This window comes from Rhodococcus sp. ARC_M5, from assembly GCF_022810405.1.
GTDB lineage: Bacteria > Actinomycetota > Actinomycetes > Mycobacteriales > Mycobacteriaceae > Rhodococcoides > Rhodococcoides navarretei.
Genome location: NZ_JALGQE010000024.1, coordinates 1 through 17,970, shown reverse-complemented (window position 1 = coordinate 17,970; position 17,970 = coordinate 1). Strand labels below are relative to the sequence as shown.

The window sequence follows — 17,970 nt, the reverse complement described above, 5'->3', positions numbered from 1 at the left end:
GCGTCGCACGGCGTGTGTGTAACGATACACAGCATGTCTTCGCCGCTTCCGAAGCTGCTGGTGCTCGCTGCAGCCGCGTTCATCTACGTCACGGCGGAAACGCTGCCTGTGGGGTTGCTCCCCGAAATTTCCCAGGACCTCGGTGTGGGCGAATCGGCGGTCGGCCTCCTGCTGACCTTCTACGCGTACGGCGTCGCGGTGATGACGATGCCGCTGATCCGGTTCGTGCGCGAGTGGCCCCGACGGCGCGTCGTCGTCATCACCGTTGCCGCACTGGCACTCTCGCAACTTCTCTCCGCAGTTTCCGTCGGCTATCCGATGCTGGTGATCTCCCGAATGCTCTGCGCGGCAACGCACGGAGTCTTCTGGGCCGTGGTCGCGCCCGTCGCGGCATCGCTCGCATTACCCGGCAAGCAGGGCAAGGCCATCGCCACGGTGTACGCCGGTACCTCGCTGGCATTGGTCGCCGGCAATCCACTCACCGCCGCGATGGGCCAATGGCTCGGATGGCGAACGGCAGCAACGATTCTCGGTATCGTGGCCGCAGCCATTGCAGTGGCGCTGTACTTCGTCCTCCCGGCCCTACCGGTCAGCCGGGCGGATTCGGCGACGAAAAAGACACCGCGGGTGCTCGACGGCTCCCTGGCCATTCTGTGTGGCGTGACGTTTCTGGCTGTCCTCGGTCATTTCGCGGCGTACACCTACTTCTCGGTGATCGTCGACCGTGCGATCGGTTCGGCCGGCACCACACTGACTCTGATGTTGATGCTGTACGGATTGTTCGGAGTGATCGGCATCTGGGCGATCGGCCGAACCTACGACCGGTGGCCCCGGCACTCGACCATCGCCGCTCTGGGCGCAGTGACCGCTGCGGTGGCAGTTCTCTGGTGCACCCTGAGCGGAGCGCCGGGAAGCTGGGCCGTCTTCGCCGTCGGTGCCATCGCGTTGTGGGGGCTGGCATTCACCACCCTCCCGGTGTGTATCCAATCGGCAGTGGTCAGAGCGGCCCCGGCCGATGCGGACAAGGCGTCGGCGATCTACGTCGTTGCCTTCCAGTTGGCGATCGCGACGGGCGCTCTGGTGGGCGGTGTGGTGATCGACCTCAGCGGCATCGTGGCCGTCACCGCTGCTGCAACGGCACTGGTGGCCGCAGCGCTGGCCGTAGTCGTGTTGGCACGCAGGACCTTTCCCCGCAGCTATGCACAGGAGCCGGTGGCAGCGCCGCGCTGACCGCCGAGGTACCCCGCACGATAGGGTCAGCACGCGACGAACGAGGGAATCCGGTGCAATTCCGGAGCTGGCGCGCAACGGTGACGAGCGAGAGCTCGAAGTCCGAATGCTCGGACGTCGTGATTCACCTCCATCCGCGGCTCCGCGACACGAGCCCTCAGCAGGAAGCTCTGACCATGCGCACCACTCTCGCCGTTCTAGGCGCTGTCTCGATCCTCGTTCTCGCCGGTTGCTCGTCCACTGCGACGACCGCCGCAGCCACCCCGACCACCGGAAACTACCCGCTGACCATCGCCAATTGCGGCCGCGACGTCGTCGTCGACGCCCCACCGCAACGTGCGGTCTCGTTGAATCAGGGTTCGACGGAAATCCTTCTCTCACTCGGCCTCGCCGACCGTATGGTCGGCACCGCCACCTGGACCGATCCCGTCCGCGCGAACCTCGAATCGGAGAACGCGAAGGTCCCCAGGTTGGCGGACAACAAGCCCTCCCTGGAGGTGGTGTTGGACGCCGAGCCCGACTTCGTTTCCGCGTCGTTCGGCGGCACCCTCGGTTCGGGAGGCGTCGCCGACAGGGATCAGTTCGAGCAGCTCGGTGTGCCGAGCTACCTCTCTCCCACCGACTGCAACGGCAAGACCGACGACAGCGTCAACTCCGACGGCGCGCGTACGTCACCGCTCGAAATCGAGACCGTCTACCAGGAGATTCGCGACCTCGCCGCCATCTTCGACGTGCGGGATCGCGGCGAACGCTTCGTCGGCGAGCTGCAGGATCGCTTCGCGAAGGCCTCCGGAGCCGTCGACGCATCGGGGGTGACGCTGGCGTACTGGTTCGCCGATACCGACACCCCGTACATGGCCGGATGCTGTGGATCCTCGGGCATCATCACCGGATCCGTCGGTGCCCAGAACATCTACGACGACACCACCGACGAATGGCCACAGGTCAATTGGGAGAGTGTGCTCGATCGCAATCCCACCGCGCTCGTGCTCGCCGATCTGAGCCGACGGAGCATCGCCGGTGATGCTCTCGACAGCAAGATCGCCTTCCTGGAATCGAACCCCGTGACGAGTCGGCTCACCGCCGTCGAGGACGAGCGGTACATCGTCGTCAACGGTGCCGACCTCAACCCCTCGATCCGGACGATCGACGGGGTCGAGAAAGTCGCTGCGGCTCTGCAGAATTGGGGTCTGACCACCCCATGAGCCGAACCGATCGCGGATTGCTGATCCCGCTCCTGCTCGGCGGCGTCGTGGTGTTGGTGCTCTCGATCGGCGTGGCAGTGACGATCGGCCCGGCCAGCGTGTCGGTATCCGATGTGTACCGAGTGATACTGGCGCACATCGGGATCGGCACGGCCGAAGTGAGCCGCATCGAGGACGGGATCGTCTGGCAGCTGCGGCTGCCCCGAACTCTGCTCGCCGCCATCTGCGGTGCAGGCCTGGCCCTGTGCGGCGCCATCATGCAGTCGCTGTTGCGTAATCCGTTGGCCGACCCGTTCGTCTTGGGTATCTCGTCCGGCGCATCCACCGGTGCCGTCGTCGTTGCAGTGCTCGGCGTCGGCGGCGGAGCGCTGTCGCTGTCCACCGGAGCGTTCGCCGGAGCACTGTTGTCGTTCGTCCTGGTGATGCTGCTCGCGGCCGGTGCGGGTGGCGGCAACGACCGCGTCGTACTCGCTGGTGTTGCTGGTACGCAACTGTTCTCGGCTCTGACGTCGTTCATCGTCATCTCCTCGGCCGATGCCGAACAGACCAGGGGAGTGCTGTTCTGGCTGCTCGGCTCCCTGAGCGGTGCCGACTGGACGGACGTTGCCCTGTGCGGCGCAGTGGCGCTGCTGGGAATCGTGGTGTGCCTGTTCAACACCTCGGCTCTCGATGCGTTCACCTTCGGGCACGACGCGGCCGCATCTCTGGGCGTTCCCGTGAAGTGGGTGCGAATCCTGCTGCTGGTCATCACCGCATTGATCACGGCCGCCCTCGTCAGTGCCGCCGGAGCCATCGGATTCGTCGGACTCGTGCTTCCGCATGCCGCCCGCTTCCTCGTGGGGGCGCGCCACCGAAGACTGCTGCCCACCACGGTGGTGATCGGCGCGATCTTCATGGTCTGGGTCGACACCATCGCTCGAACGGTGTTCGCACCGCAGGAAATTCCCGTCGGAGTGGTCACGGCACTCATCGGAGTGCCGGCATTCGCCCTCATTCTGTTCCGGCTCAGGAGATCCCGATGACACTGCACGCCAATCACATTCGATGGACCCGCGGCGGACACCCGATTCTCGACGGCATCAGCTTCGAGCCGGAACCCGGCGAGACCATCGGCTTGATCGGACCCAACGGGTCGGGTAAGTCGTCTCTGCTGAGAATCCTTGCGGGCATCGTCGCCCCCGACAGCGGCGACGTACTGCTCGACGGAGACAACCTCCGCACGTTGCGTCGACGGCGCGTCGCCCGGCGCGTGGCGATGGTCGATCAACACTCCGACACCGACGTCGATATCAGCGTCCGCGACGTCGTTCGCCTCGGTCGCATCCCACATCACGGGATCCTCGGCGGCGACGCATCCGACGACGACGCCGCCATCGCACGAGCACTCACCGACACCGCCATGGCGTCGAAAGCCACCCGACGATGGCACACCCTCTCCGGCGGCGAACGCCAACGAGTCCAAATCGCCCGAGCCCTGGCCCAGCAACCCACCGAACTACTGCTCGACGAGCCGACCAATCACCTCGACATCCAGCATCAACTCGACATCCTCACCCTCGTCGCAGGCCTACCGCTGAGCAGTTACATCGCCCTCCACGACCTCAACCTCGCCGCCATGTTCTGCGACCGCATCATGGTCCTGAACAACGGTGCCATCGTGGCGTCGGGAACCCCGAGCGAAGTAATCACCGAACACCTGGTGCGCACGGTATACAACGTGCACGCCAGCGTGACGAATGCCGACAATTACCCCCAGGTGACCTATCGCCGCCCCTGACCCCCGGCCCTGAGTCCACTCGATGTGACATTGACCCCCGAAAAGGCCACCAAATGTCACATCGAGTACCGGCGGGGGATCGTTCACCGAGTCGATCGGTGAGGGGACTTAGAGTTGACGCAGTTTCTTCTCGAATGCGTCGATGCGAGTGGTGTCCTCGAAGAAGTCTTCTTGCGAGATGATTTTCCCCCAGCTCGTGCGGACCAGGAGCACGGTGCGGTTGCTGTAGAGCTCGGTGCCGTCGGCTGCGTGGGCTTGGTCGTCGAAGCGGACGAGCAGGGTCATGCGCCACGGTGCACCGCCACTGTAAATTTCGGTGATCTGGCCTTTGATTCCGGCGGCAACGAAGTCCTGGAAGAAGTTTTCGATGGCCGCGCGGCCGCGGTGTGTGCCCGACCAACGGCTGTCTCCATCGGCGAATTTGAGCACTGCGTCTCGGTGGAAGGACGACAGTAGCGGGCGGTAGTCGCCGTTGTTGAGTGCCTCGATGTCTCGCTGCAGCTTGAGTGTCAGCGCTCGCATCACCAGGAGCTTGACTGCGAAGGCCGTCGAGACGCCGGCCAAGAATCTCAGTTGCATACCCATACGTTTGCCTACCGTTCATCGACGTGTCAATCGAGTCGGCGGTACGTTCGTTCGATGATCCACCACGTGCAGGTCGCATGTCCGATGGGCGGCGAAGACCGCGAGCGTGAGTTCTATTCGGGTGCCTTGGGCTGGGAGGAGATCCCGAAGCCTCCGCCGTTGGCCGTCCGCGGGGGCTGTTGGTTTCGCGTACCAGGGGTTGGCGGTCCCGATGGTGAGGTGCATGTCGGCGTCGAGGACGACTTTCGTCCCGCACTGAAGGCGCACCCGGCCTTCGTCGTCGACATCGATGCGACCGCTGCAGCGTTGACGTCCGCTGGATACCCAGTGAATTGGGCCGACCCTCAGGAGATACCGGGTCGTCGACGGTTCCATACCCGCGACGGCGTGGGCAATCGAATCGAATTCGTAGCAGCTCGATAGCTGTCGAGTGTCATCGCTACGTCGGGGAGTCGGCCTCGTCGCTTCTCCGAACTACGTTGCTCGTGCCGCAAAGACACTGCACATGCCGAGGGACACAGCGGTGGCGGCAGACCGCAGCATCGTGGACGATCGATTTCATGCTGAGTTGGGACGATCGAATTGCGCAATTCTGGCGCTACGCGGATGACGCAGATCCCGTTCGTATGCGGATTCAGATCGATCAGTTGCTTTCCGCTGCACAATGTTCTGAAGCACGTGCATTGTTCGAACGAGCTTCCCTGGAGGACTTCTTGGGCGAAGAATCCGCGGCCGTCCCGCTGTACGAGGCATCGTTGTCTCACGGGCTCGATATCGACAGGGAGAACCAGGCTCGGATCCAACTGGCGAGTTCGCTCCGCAACGTGGGTCGACAGGACGACGCGTTGCGACTGCTGGAGGAGTTCGAGTTCTCCACCGAATACTGCTCTGCGCGAGATGCATTCGTGGCACTCGCACTCCGGGACAAGGGCGACGGTGCACAGGCTCTGCGGAACGCACTGCATGCCGCAGACCCGGCGCTGGGGAGATACCGTCGAGCAATCGGGGCCTACGCGGCAGAGCTTTTCGACGACAGACAGTATTGAGGACGGAACGGAACGATCGCGTCGTCGACGGCGTTCTCTTCGGAAGCTCGTGCACGCTTGTTTCGACGACCGAAGGGGACTCCATGACCGGAAGTACCTACGATCCACACGACCTTCTCGAGCAGCGCCGAATCGGAGTGCTGGCCACCATCAAATCCAGCGGACTTCCGCAGCTATCGCCGGTGACGCCGTTCTACGACCGGGCAGCCGGCACCATCACGATCTCGGTCACCGAAGGACGAGCGAAAACGACGAATCTACGCCGAGATCCTCGCGCCGCGCTCGAAGTGACCAGCGCCGACGGCACAGCATGGGCAACCGCGGAAGGAACCGTCACCCTCACCGGCCCGGGATTGTCACCCGACAGCCCCGAAGTCGATGCCTTGGTGGACTACTTCCGCGCCGCCGCCGGTGAGCACCCCGATTGGAACGAATACCGAGCAGTCATGGTCGCCGACCGACGAGTACTGGTGACCATCGCGGTGACACACGTCTACGGCCAAGCGATCGCCTGACGCCCCTCCAAGTCCACTCGATGTGCCATTGACCGCCCAAAAGTCCACCGAACGTCACATTGACTGCGCGGAGTCGAGTCGGTCAAGTGACCTGGTAGACGTCCAGCTCCACGGAGTTCGGCAATCGCTGGGCGGATCCGATGAACATGCGCTCGTTCATCCACCGGAGTCTGCTCGCGGCGGAGGACAGTCTGGGTTGACTACGGAAGTAGATGCGATCGGCGCGCACAGGTTCACCGCGGACAAGTGCGGCGATGTCATCTTCGGTACCACTTCGTACGCCGACGTTGTGTATCGCGACCCGCTCGCCCGCATCGGTGTCGAGTTCGTATCTGGCATCCAACTCGGTGAGTGTGGCCGTGCGGAGAATCTGGTGATCCGCACCGCCGGGTAGAACTCGGCCCTGCAAGAACGGGCCCTCGACGGTACCGCCGAGGATCGGCACCAGGCGACGGTGACCATCGGCAACCTCGCCAAGGTCGATCGGTTCACCCACGGTCACCGACAGATGGGCGACGAAAACCAGTTCTGGACGCATGTCAGTTGCTTCGGTCGGCAAATCCGTCGGGCAAATCAATGGGCGCAACCGACACGATCGTGTCGTCGTCGACGCCGACGTTCTCGAACAGGGTGATGGTGGCGAATTCGGGAACCACATAGATGGGGTAGGTCGGGCCCGCGTCGCGGTAGGCGCGCATTCGGTCGAGGTGGTCATTCTGATACAGAACGGTCTTGGTTCCGTCGAGTTCGATCCATTGCGGGAAGAAGATCGTGCCATGCAGGCGCCGCTTGCCGGGAATGACGTTGACGACGACGGATGTCCCGGTCGGCTCGTTCCACGAGATCTTGTAGACATCGTCGTCGAGTTGGACCAGATCGACTTCCTGGTCCTTGACCCATCGACCACCGACCATGCCGGTGTGGATGCGGTAGTCGATCGTCGTGGCGTTCTTGACGTACATCTCGTACTGCCAGTTGTTCGCGTACGTGTAGATGAATCGGTGTCCGACGATGCCGCTGAGGTCCTGATCCGGCACCGGATTCTGAATCGAGGTCTCTGTAGTCATGAGAACATTTTGTCACAAAACTATGTTCGCGGCAAAACTACATGTGAGATCATCGAACAGTGCACTCCTCCGCAATCGAACTCGGTCGACAACTGGGACCGCTGCGGCGCTCGTTGCTCCGCGCGACCCGGGAAGCCGCAGACTTGCCGGACCTCCCTGACTCACACGTCGAAGTGATGAGAGCCCTCGTCGACAAGCCGTCGATGAGCCCCGGAGTCCTTGCCGCACATCTCAACCTCGCCCGCTCCACCGTCAGCAACCTGATCAAAGCAATGGTCGACGCTGGTCTCGTCGAACGATCGATCTCGTCGAACGACCTCCGGGGAGCGACCCTGACGGCGTCGCCGAAGGCCCTCCGTCTACTCGCCGAATATGACGCGGTCAGTTCGCAGGTACTTTCCGATGCACTCGACGAGCTGACCGTAGACAGCCGTAGAGCACTCTCTGCGGCAATCCCTGCTCTGGCCGACATCGCAAAAATCCTGTCTCGTCGATCGTCCTGAACTCGCAGCTCGGTCACCCGAAGTCCACTCGATGTGACATTGACCCCCGAAAAGGCCACCGAATGTCACATCGAGTACCCGCGAGGGACTCCGTCGGTGGCGTCAGGAAACAGTGGTCATGTCGTGCACCAATCGAGGTGTGCGCAGCTGACAGACATTCGAAAACCAACTGCGGACGGGATAAGAAAGTCTGACGACGAAGTAGTTGACGAATTCGACGACTCCGAAGAACCACACGGCGACGACGGCGAGAGCCGCAGCGATCCCGGCGGGAAACCAGACGATGATGCCCACCAACCCGGCAGCCAACAACGCGACGTCGACAATTCGACATACCCGGTAGACCACGCGGAGGAAGACGGGCATCGGGTGGTGTCCTACCCAGGAACGCGCCAGCAGCCAGTAGATACCAGCTTGTACGAGCACGATCAGCAATGGGACAAGGGCGGACCACAACGCCAGACGGTCCTGCTGGTCGTCGAGCCTCGGTATCGCCATGGTGAGGGCGACCGTCAGGAAGACAGCTGCTGCGGCAAGCTCGCCGAGCCCCAGCGACAGATATCGCCGACGCAACGCCTCGCGTCGACCGGCCCGCATGCCTCCACACTATCGAGGGCAGTGCGCTGGGCACCCGCTCGCAGTCCACTCGATGTGACATCGACCCCCGGAAAGGCCACTGAATGTCACATTGAGTGGCCATGACGGGCCGCGACGGGAGGTGGGGAGGGGAAGGAGAGAGGCGACTATCGACTTCGTTGAATTGGAATCCACAGTTCTCCCGCTCCCGAGGACCAGTTGGGGGAGGCCTCGGTGACGGTCAGGATTTCCGGTCCCGGGATCACTTCGTAGGGGTTGGAGGGGAACCATTCGCTAAAGGCGTCGGCCCACAGTTGTTGGAGTGCGGGGGCCAAAGCTGTGTCGCTGCTCGTCTGAAATACAGCCCAGGTCGATGCGGGTACGTTCAGGGTGTTCCACTCGGGTGGTGCGGGCGCAGTGCTGGCGACGGCGAAGTAGTAGTCGAAGAGACTGCCGTCTTCGCGGTCGGGCTCGAAGCCGTCGCTGACGAAGAGGATGTCCGGGAGTTCTGGGAGGTCGGCGAGGGTGCGCAATTTTTCGCCGGTTCCGGGGTCGAGGCTTCGATGGAACTCGGTCATGGCGGTGTTCTCTCCGCGATACCGAAGTGGGATTCGGGTGGCTTTGCCGACGATGTGGAATGGCGGCAGTTCGGTGATGCGGTATCGCATGGTGCTTCGTCCTTCGATGGTCAGGTGAAATGTCACCGCTGGTCTGGAACGGAGGATGGCTCCCGGTCGACGGGCTCGAGATGGTGTGAGGCCGTGCATGTCTCGGAATGCGCGAGTGAAAGCGTCGGCGGTGTAGCCGTACTTGGAGGCCACGTCGAGCACACCCATGCCGTCGAGCAGATCAGCTGCTGCCACCGTCATTCTGCGTTCACGGATGTACAGCGACAGCGGTAGTCCGGCGAGCGCCGAGAACACACGCCGAAAGTGATACTCCGATGTGAGGGTGATCCGAGCGAGCTCGGTCGGATCGATCTCGCGGTCGAGATGGTCCTCGATGTAGTCGAGCGCCGCGTTCCACGTGTCGAGCATGTTGTTGACCTTCCTTCGTTCCGACTCGAACGATAGGAGCACTGAACCGATGGAGTCTCGACTTTCCGTGCCGCGGAAGGTCGGATTCAGATCGTGTGTAGGTGCCGCTGTTTCTGGCGAGCACGTGAGCGGATGAGTTCATCGAGTGCGCAGCAAGATTCGGCATCGGTAGGCCGATATACGATCGGCCGTAAATCCGGGTCGTCGAAGAACCAGTGAACGTGAATTGCTGCCCACGGCCGCAGATCTGGGACTCGGCGTGGTTCCCTGGGCACCGCTGGGCGGCGGAGTGCTGACCGGAAAGTACACCACCGCGGACCTCGCGACCCCGGGTTCCGATGCGCCGGCCGGAACTCGACGCGATCATGCGAAGGCGAACGGAACGCTGACCACGCGGGGGCTCGCAATCGCGGACGCCGTCTTCGGGGTCGCTCGCCAACTCGGTGCGACCCCTGCTCAGGTGGCGCTGGCGTGGACGCTTCGACACCCGTCCGTCGTCAGCTCGCTGATCGGCGCGCGCACTCCGGAACAGCTGCAGCAGAACACCTCTGCGCTCGACATCACCTTCGACGAATCACACCTCGACACACTGCACACAGCCAGCGATATCGACCTCGGGTTCCCGCACGAGTTTCTGAAGCAACCCATGGTGCGCCGCGTCACGACCGGGCACACCACGGTTCGGCCCCGGGCCCTCAGGACTCGGTGAACCTCTACCTCGGCGGAGCACGAAAGATCAGGGGATCACCGTCGTCGACGAGGGCGAACCCGGCACGCTCGAGCACCCGACGCGAGGCACTGTTTGCCCGATACACCTGCGCGACCATCGGGAGACCATCGGTGTGATCCTGCGCAAGGTCGAGCAGTTCGCCGGCGTAGCCACGACCCCATTGGGCCGGATCCACCCAGTATCCGACCTCGATGTGGTCCGATCGTCGAATCAGACTGAGCAAGCCGACGGGGTGTCGATCCTCCTCGGTGCCGATGAACCACCTCGGCACGTCCGGCATCCGGGTGTCCCCAGCGCTCAACGCCCGCGCGAACCGACGGTCGAAATAGGCTCTGTTCCAAGCCGCTCCGTCTCCGATCCATCGAACGACCTCGACGTCCGATGCCATCGAGAACAGGAAATCTGCATCAGTCGGAACAGCGGGCCGCAACAGAATTCGCGTCACATCTCTCGGACCTGCGAAGTGAGGTCCCCGCCCGCATCCCCGGTGTTGACGGTGCCTGCTCTCTCGAACAGCAGAGCGGACACTTCCTCGACGGCCTTGGGGCAGTGTTCGACTCCTGCTGGAACGACGAAAACGTCACCGGGACCGAGAACGACATCACGGTCGCGAAGCTGGATGGTCAGTTCTCCGCTGTGGACGAAGAACATCTCGTCGGTGTCAGGGTGTGTGTGCCAGACGAATTCCCCGAGTAGCTTCACCACTTTGACATCGTGGTCGTTGATGCTGACGAGTCGACGAGGCTGCCAGGGCTTCTCGATCCCGTTCAGGGCGTCGGCGACGTTGCGCTTGTCTCCGCCGATACTGCCGCTGCTCATAGCTGCTGCCCTTCGTCGTCGGTCGAGTCGACTGGGTGGAATTCTATCCGGGCGTTACCCAGCGGCGGTGCGGTGGGAGGATTGTCTGACAGAACTAATCGTTCAGTGTCCGGCCGAGCGGTCGCAGTGTCGGCCCCTCGTGATCGGGTTCTCCGTTGTGGGAACAGTACTGGGATTCGCTGTATGTGTGCTGATTTCGAAGGCTCGAGGTATGCCCGAACTCTAGAATTGTTGTCCACGAACGATATTCGAGTGCAGCCGCCGATGGCGCAGAAGCAGTAACCCAAGTCCCGCCAGTACGATGAGTTGCCCCAGCACAACCGGTGCGGGAAGAAGCAGCAGATCCCATCCCGAAGCCGCTTCGCGTGTCGACCATATGACGACGGCGACTACGCCGACGCTGGCTGCGAGGTGCCCGACGGCCATGAGCACAAAGGGAAGCTTGCGAGTGGAAGAACGAACCAGCACGCCGAGACCGACCAGGGCACCGAGAATCGACGTGACGACGGCGACGACAGCCGGTAGTACGACCATGATCTCGAAGAGTGGCCCAGGCTCGATGACTCCGATGGATGCCAGCTGCACGGCGGCATACAAGGCAATCGAGGCCGAGCAGACGACCGAGATGGTCGAGATACCAACGAGTGCTCGCATGGCCGACAGTCTCACACACGTCACCAATGCCAGGCGTCGCCTCCGACGTTCTGGATTGTTCGTTGCAGGACTTCGATGGTGGTGACGAAGTCGGCCTCACTGATGCCGTTCATTCTCTCGTCCTGCAGCATGTTCTGAAGATCGGCTGCGCTCCGGAACGTGTCGCGACCGTCCGGGGTGAACTTCAGGCTCGAATTCGATTCCACGATCCACCCTTTGGACCGCGCGGAGTCGATGGCCTCGACAATTGCGTCCGGAGTGTCGTTGTGCCCGATCTTCTCGATCGTCTCGTCACGATCGGCCCCGGCGGGATGCAGTGAGATCTGGTGTAGGAGCCACCATTCGGGTTGCGTGACGCCGATATCGTGGAGTGCTCCTCGGGTCCGTGTTCGAATCGCCTCTCCGGCGCGCGCGGTCCAGAACCCGATGGGCTGACGCTCGGGCGGTTGCATCGGTCTGTTCGTTGTCATGAATTGGACTCTAAAACCTGAACCATGCTTCAGGTCAAGGGTGGCGTCCCGACCGTGGACAGCCCATCAGGGAAGAAGCTGGTCGCGGTGCTCGCCGCAGTCGGTGCCCCGACAGGCGCTGCGGCAGCGGTGGTTTGGCATGTCGCCATACCCGATCCGCAGGAACTGGGTGTGACCGACGTCCGGCCCAGTTGGTTCCCGGTGTCCGCTCTATCTCGTCGCAGCAGGGGTAGCGGTGGGTCTGGTGGTGGCCTCATTTCTGTGTCGGGCTGCTCCAGCGGCGTCGACGGAGGTCGTGAGCCTCGACATTCTGCCCGGTCTCAGTGCCGGTCCCACAACGCAGTTCGGGGTGGGGTGCACATATCTCGTCGTGGCTCGGACCGACACACCGAGCGGCCCGCGGGTCGCTATCCAGGACTACACGAACGAGTCGGTGATGTTCCCGAGGAACTGGCGTGGAATGTCGATCCGTACTTCAGCACGCCGGTAGATCTCGGCCACAAGTTCACGCTGTGGACCCCGACCGCACCGGGCGAACATTCGTTGATGGCCTACGAAACGTCAGCGGGCGGCCCGATTCGCACCGTCACCGTCAACCCGGCCACTCCGCTCGGACCGGGGTGCATCGTCGCGCCCTGAGGCTCTATTCGTCCGTGCGCAGTTCGTCGACCAAGTTGAACAGCCGTCCCAGATAGTCGCTGTGGAAGACCTCCGTCGCACGGATCTTGGCGTCGCCGTCGAGACCGAATTGCAGGTTGACGAGTTCTACCCCGATGGCGACGCGTCGAGCATCGAGATGTTCGAGTTCGGCCGCGAGTGCGTCGACCTTGGCAACCGGGGACAGTTCGTTCGTCACCCCAGAATCGTAGTGCTCACCCCACGGCAGCGAGGAACTCGCTGTAGAACAACCCGAGTCCCAGCGCCGACGCGATGGCCGCGAACAGCCACAGTCGGATGATGACCGTCGTCTCCGCCCAGCCACCCAACTCGAAGTGGTGGTGAATCGGTGCCATTCGGAACGGGCGCTTGCCGGTGCTCTTGAACGAGGCGACCTGAATGACGACGGAAGCACTTTCGGCGACGAAGAGAGCCCCGAAGACGACGGCGATCAGCTCGGTCTTGCTCACGATCGACAGGCCGGCGAGGAGTCCGCCCAGGGCGAGCGAACCGGTGTCGCCCATGAAGATCTTGGCCGGGGCGGCATTCCACCAGAGGAATCCGATGCAGGCACCTGCGGCCGCGGCGCAGACGACGGCGAGGTCGAGCGGATCGCGCACCTGGTAGCACCCGGCAACGGAATTGGTTGCGCACGACTGCCGGTACTGCCAGAACGTCATCACCGTGTACGCACCGAGGACGAGGGTCATCGACCCGGCCGCCAAACCGTCGAGCCCGTCGGTGAGGTTGACCGCATTGGACCACGCGACGACGAGGAAGACGCAGAACAGTACGAAGATGATCGGTGCCATGGTGAAGAACGTGGATTGGCGTACCAGTGACAGTTCGACGTTGCCCGGCGTCAGCCCGTTGCCGTTGCGGAACTGCAGCGCCAGCACGGCGAAGATCACTGCGGCACTGATCTGCCCGACGTACTTGCCGGTCGCCTTGAGTCCGAGGCTGCGCTTCATGCGGAGCTTGATGTAGTCGTCGAGAAATCCGACGATGCCGAGTGCCGTCGCGAGACCGAGAATCAGCAGGGCGGACGCCGACGGCCCGTCCCCACCCATGGCCACGAGGTGAGAGCCGAGGTAGCCGGCCCACAGACCGACGATGATCGCGACGCCGCCCATGGTCGGCGTCCCGCGTTTGGCGTGGTGGCTTGCCGGACCTTCGACGCGGATCTCCTGGCCGAAGCCCTGCCGGGTGAACAGAGCGATGAGAAATGGCGTCAACAGAATCGAGACCGCCAATGCGATTCCACCGGCGACGAGAATGTTGATCATGCGTTGAAGCCCACTCTTCCTCTGTGCTGCGGTTGCCCACCGGGTGCTACCGAGCACCGCGGGATACTGTGCCAAACGAATCGGCAAAAGTCGCATTGCGTGACGAAGGTGTTACTCACAGTTGATACGTACCCGGGGACACACCGACCAGTTCGGTGAACTCGCGGGTGAAATGCGCCTGGTCGAACCAGCCGTACCGCGCTGCCAACTCTGCCAGCGACCCGGTGTAGCCGTCGTCGAGGTCTCTGACGGCGTCGTGAATCCGATACCGACCCAGAACCCACTTGGGCGTCGCACCGACATAGCGCTCGAACAACCGCTGCAGCCGACGGGTTCCGATGCCGCATCTGTCCTCCACCTGGCCGACGCGTATCAGCGTTCGATCACCGAGCATCGTGCCGATGACATCCAGAACGGTCTCGTACTCCGGCTCCACGTCACGGGTGTAGGGCGCGAGAGCCGCGTCGACGACTGTTCGGCAGTGGTCGACGTCCAGATGCCCACCCAGCTCGGCCAGTGCAGCGACGGTCTCGGACCGGAACGGTGTCGGTGGCGCCACCGGGACGTCGCGCAGGGTTCGTGCCACGGTGCCGGTGAAGCTCGCGTAGCCGCCGGGCCGGAACTTGACGCCGAAGACCCACCCCGACTCGGCGAGGACGACGTCGAAGCGGTGCGTGAGCACCCCCGTCACGACCACCGGCTCGGTGACGCCCTCGCGGGTCCAACCGTGCTCGACGCTGAGCGTGCAGGCCGGGTGAGGGAGCGTCGAGCTGCGATAGGACGTGCCGGACGGCAGATTCCACTGCAGACGCCAGTAGTTCTCGACCCACGGCTCCAAGGACGGGGCACATGGCAGCCGAACGAGGTCGACGTATTGCGCCAGCTGATCCGGTCGCAGCACACCGGCCTGGGTGGTTGTCGCGTTTTTCCTATCCGGCACGCGCGTCAGTGTAGGAGTCTGGTCCGACACCGCTGTGGAGGAGGAACACCATGACCGAGACACCCGTTGCCACCCTGAAGATGGTCACCCTGGACTGCTCGGATCCCGAGGTCAGCGCCGCGTTCTGGTCGTCGCTGTTGGGCTGGAGCGTCGTCCATGCCGAGAAGGACTACGCGATGCTGCAAGGGCCGAGTAGCGCGCTCGGATTCGGTCGCATCGACGACTATCGGCCCCCCGCGTGGCCCAATGCCAACGGCAGCAAGCAGTTTCACTTCGATCTCGCGGTCGAGGATCTCGACGCTGCAGCGAGTGCGGCAGTGGAGCTGGGCGCGACACTGCCCGATGATCAGCCGGGCGAGACCTGGAGGGTGTTGCTCGACCCGTCGGGGCATCCGTTCTGCCTGACAAATGCCGCGAACTGGGGCTGACGTGGCTAGCCTTGTCCGGGTGAAACCACGTCTGGCAGGAATCGAAATCGTCGTCGCCGATATGGCCGCGTCTCTGGCGTTCTATCGTCTTCTGGGACTGGATATTCCGGCCGCCGCCGATGCCGAGCAACACGTCGAAGTGGACCTCGGCGGGGTGCGCCTGTTGTTCGACCTGCCGTCGACCATCACCTCGTTCGATCCGACGTGGACGCCGCCCAGCGGGGGTCACCGCGTTGCGCTCGCCTTCGACTGCGGGACACCCGACGGGGTCGACGCAGTGTGGGAAGCGGTCACCGCGGCGGGGTACACCGGTCACCTGCAGCCGTGGGATGCGTTCTGGGGGCAGCGTTATGCCGTCCTGCACGACCCCGACGGCAGCACCGTCGATCTGTACGCGAACGTCTGAGGCGTCAGCTTTCGGGTTCTTCGCCGGTCGGTCCGCCTGCCAGTTCGACGGCGATATCGAGATGTCCGAGGTGGCGCGCATATTCCTGAAGTACGTGGAAGCAGATCCAGATCAGCGTCGGCTGCTCGTCGGTGAATCGTCCACCCAGAGAGGCCACTTCGTCCATTCGATGTGAGCTCAGTACCTCGTCGGTGAGCCGGGCGCCGTCGTCGAGCCTCTGCAGCAGCGCTTCGGCGTCCACCTCTGCCGGCACGTGCCACGAACCGTCCTTCTGGTCTCCCCACGGTGCATCGACTGCTCTGCCGAGAAATCCCCAGACGAACCACCGCTGCTCCATGTGCACCAGATGGGTCAGCATCTGCAGCGGGGTCCACTTCGAGGGCACCGCTGTGGTGGTCAGGGAATCGCCGCTCAGGGCCGTGATTCGCCGAACCAACTCGCCGCGATAGAAGCGCAGGTACTCGCGAACCAGGTCGGCGGGATCGGAGAGGTCGGAGTTCGGTTCGGGAAACGTCGTCAGCTTGGCCATGGCCTCTCTGGTCGTCGGGTAGTGAGCTGAGTGTCCACAATTCGGCTCGGCGGGCGGAAAACCGTCCGCAGACGAAAATTGTGGACACTGAGCGTTGTTGGCTTATTCGCTCGAGCGCTGCTCGCGGGCGATGCGGCGCTGTTCCTCGGCGCGGGCGCGGCAACGGCGCAGGAATTCCTCGTCGCTTTCCTGCGACTGGGCAACGGCGCGTCCGGGTCTGGCGTCGTACTCGGGGTAGGCCGACGCGGTCCGGGATGCGCCGCTACCACCCCAGATGCCGCCGTTCTCGGGCCTGCCGACGAGGAGCCACGCAAGAGACCCGGCGAGCGGCAGAACGATCACGAGCAGCAGCCACACGATCTTCGGAAGGTGGCGGATGCCGGAGTCGTCGGCAGTGATGACGTCGATCAAGCAGAAGATGGACAGCAGCATGATCAGCAAGCCGAGGTACGGCACGGAAATCCTCCAGAGTTGTCAGACCATGCGGTCGGTCTTTCGCGACTATCAGATCACTCGTTGTACCGCGGATCAAGTGCTGGGACGTCGGGTGTCGTGACTCAGCCGAAAACGAGCAGCGCAGCCAGCGTCAGCATCATGACGCCGATCCCGAGGTCGAGAATCCGCCACGCCGCCGGCCTCGCGAACAGTGGACTGAGCACTCGAGAGCCGTAGCCGAGGGCGGTGAACCACAGAATGCTGCCCAGCATCGCGCCGACTGCGAACCACCACCGCAGGTCTCCCGGCTGACGGTTCCCGATCGAGCCGAGAAACACCACGGTGTCGAGATAGACGTGCGGGTTCAGCCAGGTCAAAGCCAGGCAGGTGGCGAGGGCGGCGATCAGTGAACCGCCACCGTGCACCTCCGCCGTCATCGACGATGGCGTGCGGGCCCGGTTCAGTGCCAGCAATCCGTAGACGAGCAGGAACAGCGCACCGAGGACGGTCACGACGCGCAGAGCTACGGGGAACCGGTCGACGAGTACTCCGATTCCTGCCACCCCGGCCAGGATGAGCACGGCGTCGGACAGGGCGCATACCGCCACCACCGGCAACACATGGGTGCGTTGCAAGCCCTTGCGCAGGACGAATGCGTTCTGGGCTCCGATCGCGACGATGAGGGAGAGTCCGACGCCCAACCCGGTGAGGGTCGATTGTGCGGCGGCAAGCGATGTCATGACTCCAACGCTAGGAGGGCACAACGATTAGGTCCAGCGAATGTATTTCAGGAATGATTAGCGTATCTTCATTTGGTGGAGATCGAGCAGCTCAGGGCTCTGAAGGCGGTGGTCGACGGCGGAACGTTCGAGGCCGCGGCTCGCGCGCTGTACGTGACACCGTCGGCAGTGAGTCAACGAATCAAGTCCCTCGAACAGTCGTTGGGCCGTGTCGTCTGCCATGAGCATGGGACCAGCGTGACCTGATTTCTGCCAGGGTGATGGGACCACCTGGATTGCCAGTTATGGGACCACCGGCGCGCCTTGCCGGTGGTCCCGTCGTTTGCTCGTTCGAT

28 protein-coding genes and 1 riboswitch are annotated in these 17,970 nt (G+C 63.3%); of the genes, 13 read left to right on the top strand and 15 right to left on the bottom strand.

Going from position 1 to position 17,970, the window contains the following annotated elements; genetic code table 11:
* Positions 1-33 precede the first annotated feature (33 nt).
* The 4 genes from MTX34_RS23655 to MTX34_RS23640 all read left to right on the top strand — a co-directional run bounded on the left by MTX34_RS23655 (position 34) and on the right by MTX34_RS23640 (position 4,212).
* Positions 34-1,230: an MFS transporter gene (locus tag MTX34_RS23655; RefSeq protein ID WP_243611045.1), complete on the top strand. Its 1,197-nt coding sequence runs from the start codon at positions 34-36 to the stop codon at positions 1,228-1,230.
* A 45-nt stretch (positions 1,231-1,275) separates the two neighbouring features.
* Positions 1,276-1,340, top strand: a riboswitch (cobalamin riboswitch).
* 66 nt (positions 1,341-1,406) lie between these two features.
* Complete coding sequence (locus tag MTX34_RS23650; RefSeq protein WP_243611057.1) at positions 1,407-2,435, top strand: ABC transporter substrate-binding protein; 1,029 nt, start codon at positions 1,407-1,409, stop codon at positions 2,433-2,435.
* On the top strand, positions 2,432-3,457 hold the full coding sequence (locus MTX34_RS23645; RefSeq protein ID WP_243611044.1) for an iron ABC transporter permease: 1,026 nt from the start codon (positions 2,432-2,434) through the stop codon (positions 3,455-3,457). Before MTX34_RS23650 ends, MTX34_RS23645 begins: the two co-directional genes overlap by 4 nt.
* On the top strand, positions 3,454-4,212 hold the full coding sequence (locus MTX34_RS23640) for an ABC transporter ATP-binding protein (RefSeq protein ID WP_243611043.1): 759 nt from the start codon (positions 3,454-3,456) through the stop codon (positions 4,210-4,212). The genes MTX34_RS23645 and MTX34_RS23640 overlap by 4 nt, the downstream gene beginning before the upstream one ends.
* Positions 4,213-4,320: 108 nt before the next feature.
* On the opposite strand, the gene MTX34_RS23635 is transcribed toward MTX34_RS23640, so the two are convergent.
* Positions 4,321-4,791, bottom strand: a complete 471-nt coding sequence (locus tag MTX34_RS23635; protein ID WP_243611042.1) for a nuclear transport factor 2 family protein — start codon at positions 4,789-4,791, stop codon at positions 4,321-4,323.
* Between the two features lie 60 nt (positions 4,792-4,851).
* Between MTX34_RS23635 and MTX34_RS23630 the strand changes: the two genes are divergently transcribed.
* From MTX34_RS23630 to MTX34_RS23620, 3 genes are all read left to right on the top strand, one after another.
* Positions 4,852-5,220 carry a glyoxalase gene (locus MTX34_RS23630; RefSeq protein WP_243611041.1) on the top strand — a complete coding sequence of 123 codons (369 nt, stop codon included), beginning with the start codon at positions 4,852-4,854 and terminating at the stop codon, positions 5,218-5,220.
* 137 nt (positions 5,221-5,357) lie between these two features.
* Positions 5,358-5,843, top strand: a complete 486-nt coding sequence (locus MTX34_RS23625; RefSeq protein WP_308198561.1) for a tetratricopeptide repeat protein — start codon at positions 5,358-5,360, stop codon at positions 5,841-5,843.
* A gap of 83 nt (positions 5,844-5,926) precedes the next feature.
* Positions 5,927-6,358 (top strand): PPOX class F420-dependent oxidoreductase, encoded by a 432-nt coding sequence (locus MTX34_RS23620; RefSeq protein ID WP_243611039.1) that lies wholly within the window; start codon positions 5,927-5,929, stop codon positions 6,356-6,358.
* 82 nt (positions 6,359-6,440) lie between these two features.
* Here MTX34_RS23620 and MTX34_RS23615 read toward each other — a convergent pair whose 3' ends face one another.
* Both MTX34_RS23615 and MTX34_RS23610 read right to left on the bottom strand, forming a co-directional pair.
* Positions 6,441-6,896, bottom strand: coding sequence for a DUF3237 domain-containing protein (locus MTX34_RS23615; RefSeq protein ID WP_243611038.1), 456 nt, complete (start codon positions 6,894-6,896; stop codon positions 6,441-6,443).
* A gap of 1 nt (position 6,897) precedes the next feature.
* A complete protein-coding gene (locus MTX34_RS23610) occupies positions 6,898-7,425 on the bottom strand; it encodes a phenolic acid decarboxylase (RefSeq protein ID WP_243611037.1) in 528 nt (175 codons plus the stop codon).
* 59 nt (positions 7,426-7,484) lie between these two features.
* Here MTX34_RS23610 and MTX34_RS23605 point away from each other — a divergent pair, with 59 nt between their 5' ends.
* Complete coding sequence (locus MTX34_RS23605) at positions 7,485-7,928, top strand: MarR family winged helix-turn-helix transcriptional regulator (protein ID WP_243611036.1); 444 nt, start codon at positions 7,485-7,487, stop codon at positions 7,926-7,928.
* Between the two features lie 102 nt (positions 7,929-8,030).
* Here the strand turns inward: MTX34_RS23605 and MTX34_RS23600 are convergent, their stop codons facing one another.
* On the bottom strand, positions 8,031-8,525 hold the full coding sequence (locus MTX34_RS23600) for a hypothetical protein (protein WP_243611035.1): 495 nt from the start codon (positions 8,523-8,525) through the stop codon (positions 8,031-8,033).
* Positions 8,526-8,671: 146 nt separating this feature from the next.
* On the bottom strand, positions 8,672-9,541 hold the full coding sequence (locus MTX34_RS23595) for a helix-turn-helix domain-containing protein (protein WP_243611034.1): 870 nt from the start codon (positions 9,539-9,541) through the stop codon (positions 8,672-8,674).
* Positions 9,542-9,767: 226 nt separating this feature from the next.
* Here MTX34_RS23595 and MTX34_RS23590 point away from each other — a divergent pair, with 226 nt between their 5' ends.
* Positions 9,768-10,250, top strand: coding sequence for an aldo/keto reductase (locus MTX34_RS23590; protein WP_243611033.1), 483 nt, complete (start codon positions 9,768-9,770; stop codon positions 10,248-10,250).
* A gap of 4 nt (positions 10,251-10,254) precedes the next feature.
* Here the strand turns inward: MTX34_RS23590 and MTX34_RS23585 are convergent, their stop codons facing one another.
* From MTX34_RS23585 to MTX34_RS23570, 4 genes are all read right to left on the bottom strand, one after another.
* On the bottom strand, positions 10,255-10,716 hold the full coding sequence (locus tag MTX34_RS23585) for a GNAT family N-acetyltransferase (protein WP_308198560.1): 462 nt from the start codon (positions 10,714-10,716) through the stop codon (positions 10,255-10,257).
* Positions 10,713-11,090 carry a cupin domain-containing protein gene (locus MTX34_RS23580; protein ID WP_243611031.1) on the bottom strand — a complete coding sequence of 126 codons (378 nt, stop codon included), beginning with the start codon at positions 11,088-11,090 and terminating at the stop codon, positions 10,713-10,715. The genes MTX34_RS23585 and MTX34_RS23580 overlap by 4 nt, the downstream gene beginning before the upstream one ends.
* Positions 11,091-11,312: 222 nt before the next feature.
* On the bottom strand, positions 11,313-11,744 hold the full coding sequence (locus MTX34_RS23575; protein ID WP_243611030.1) for a hypothetical protein: 432 nt from the start codon (positions 11,742-11,744) through the stop codon (positions 11,313-11,315).
* A gap of 20 nt (positions 11,745-11,764) precedes the next feature.
* The gene (locus tag MTX34_RS23570; protein ID WP_243611029.1) at positions 11,765-12,214 is read right to left on the bottom strand and encodes a hypothetical protein; all 450 of its coding nucleotides are present in this window, start codon (positions 12,212-12,214) and stop codon (positions 11,765-11,767) included.
* 354 nt (positions 12,215-12,568) lie between these two features.
* On the opposite strand from MTX34_RS23570, the gene MTX34_RS23565 reads away from it, so the two are divergent.
* Positions 12,569-12,853 carry a hypothetical protein gene (locus tag MTX34_RS23565; protein WP_243611028.1) on the top strand — a complete coding sequence of 95 codons (285 nt, stop codon included), beginning with the start codon at positions 12,569-12,571 and terminating at the stop codon, positions 12,851-12,853.
* Between the two features lie 4 nt (positions 12,854-12,857).
* Here the strand turns inward: MTX34_RS23565 and MTX34_RS23560 are convergent, their stop codons facing one another.
* The 3 genes from MTX34_RS23560 to MTX34_RS23550 form a co-directional block, all read right to left on the bottom strand.
* A complete protein-coding gene (locus MTX34_RS23560; protein WP_243611027.1) occupies positions 12,858-13,070 on the bottom strand; it encodes an oxidoreductase in 213 nt (70 codons plus the stop codon).
* A 16-nt stretch (positions 13,071-13,086) separates the two neighbouring features.
* A complete protein-coding gene (mraY, locus tag MTX34_RS23555; protein WP_243611026.1) occupies positions 13,087-14,157 on the bottom strand; it encodes a phospho-N-acetylmuramoyl-pentapeptide-transferase in 1,071 nt (356 codons plus the stop codon).
* Between the two features lie 115 nt (positions 14,158-14,272).
* Positions 14,273-15,097, bottom strand: a complete 825-nt coding sequence (locus MTX34_RS23550) for a helix-turn-helix transcriptional regulator (protein ID WP_243611025.1) — start codon at positions 15,095-15,097, stop codon at positions 14,273-14,275.
* A gap of 50 nt (positions 15,098-15,147) precedes the next feature.
* On the opposite strand from MTX34_RS23550, the gene MTX34_RS23545 reads away from it, so the two are divergent.
* Together MTX34_RS23545 and MTX34_RS23540 are read left to right on the top strand one after the other, a co-directional pair.
* Positions 15,148-15,525: a VOC family protein gene (locus MTX34_RS23545; RefSeq protein ID WP_243611024.1), complete on the top strand. Its 378-nt coding sequence runs from the start codon at positions 15,148-15,150 to the stop codon at positions 15,523-15,525.
* Positions 15,506-15,931, top strand: a complete 426-nt coding sequence (locus tag MTX34_RS23540) for a VOC family protein (protein WP_243611023.1) — start codon at positions 15,506-15,508, stop codon at positions 15,929-15,931. Before MTX34_RS23545 ends, MTX34_RS23540 begins: the two co-directional genes overlap by 20 nt.
* 4 nt (positions 15,932-15,935) lie before the next feature.
* Here the strand turns inward: MTX34_RS23540 and MTX34_RS23535 are convergent, their stop codons facing one another.
* The 3 genes from MTX34_RS23535 to MTX34_RS23525 form a co-directional block, all read right to left on the bottom strand.
* The gene (locus tag MTX34_RS23535; RefSeq protein WP_243611022.1) at positions 15,936-16,460 is read right to left on the bottom strand and encodes a DUF664 domain-containing protein; all 525 of its coding nucleotides are present in this window, start codon (positions 16,458-16,460) and stop codon (positions 15,936-15,938) included.
* Between the two features lie 102 nt (positions 16,461-16,562).
* Complete coding sequence (locus tag MTX34_RS23530; RefSeq protein ID WP_243611021.1) at positions 16,563-16,916, bottom strand: PLD nuclease N-terminal domain-containing protein; 354 nt, start codon at positions 16,914-16,916, stop codon at positions 16,563-16,565.
* Positions 16,917-17,017: 101 nt separating this feature from the next.
* A complete protein-coding gene (locus MTX34_RS23525) occupies positions 17,018-17,635 on the bottom strand; it encodes a LysE/ArgO family amino acid transporter (protein WP_243611020.1) in 618 nt (205 codons plus the stop codon).
* A gap of 72 nt (positions 17,636-17,707) precedes the next feature.
* Here MTX34_RS23525 and MTX34_RS23520 point away from each other — a divergent pair, with 72 nt between their 5' ends.
* On the top strand, positions 17,708-17,881 hold the full coding sequence (locus MTX34_RS23520; RefSeq protein WP_279393632.1) for a LysR family transcriptional regulator: 174 nt from the start codon (positions 17,708-17,710) through the stop codon (positions 17,879-17,881).
* Positions 17,882-17,970: the final 89 nt, after the last annotated feature.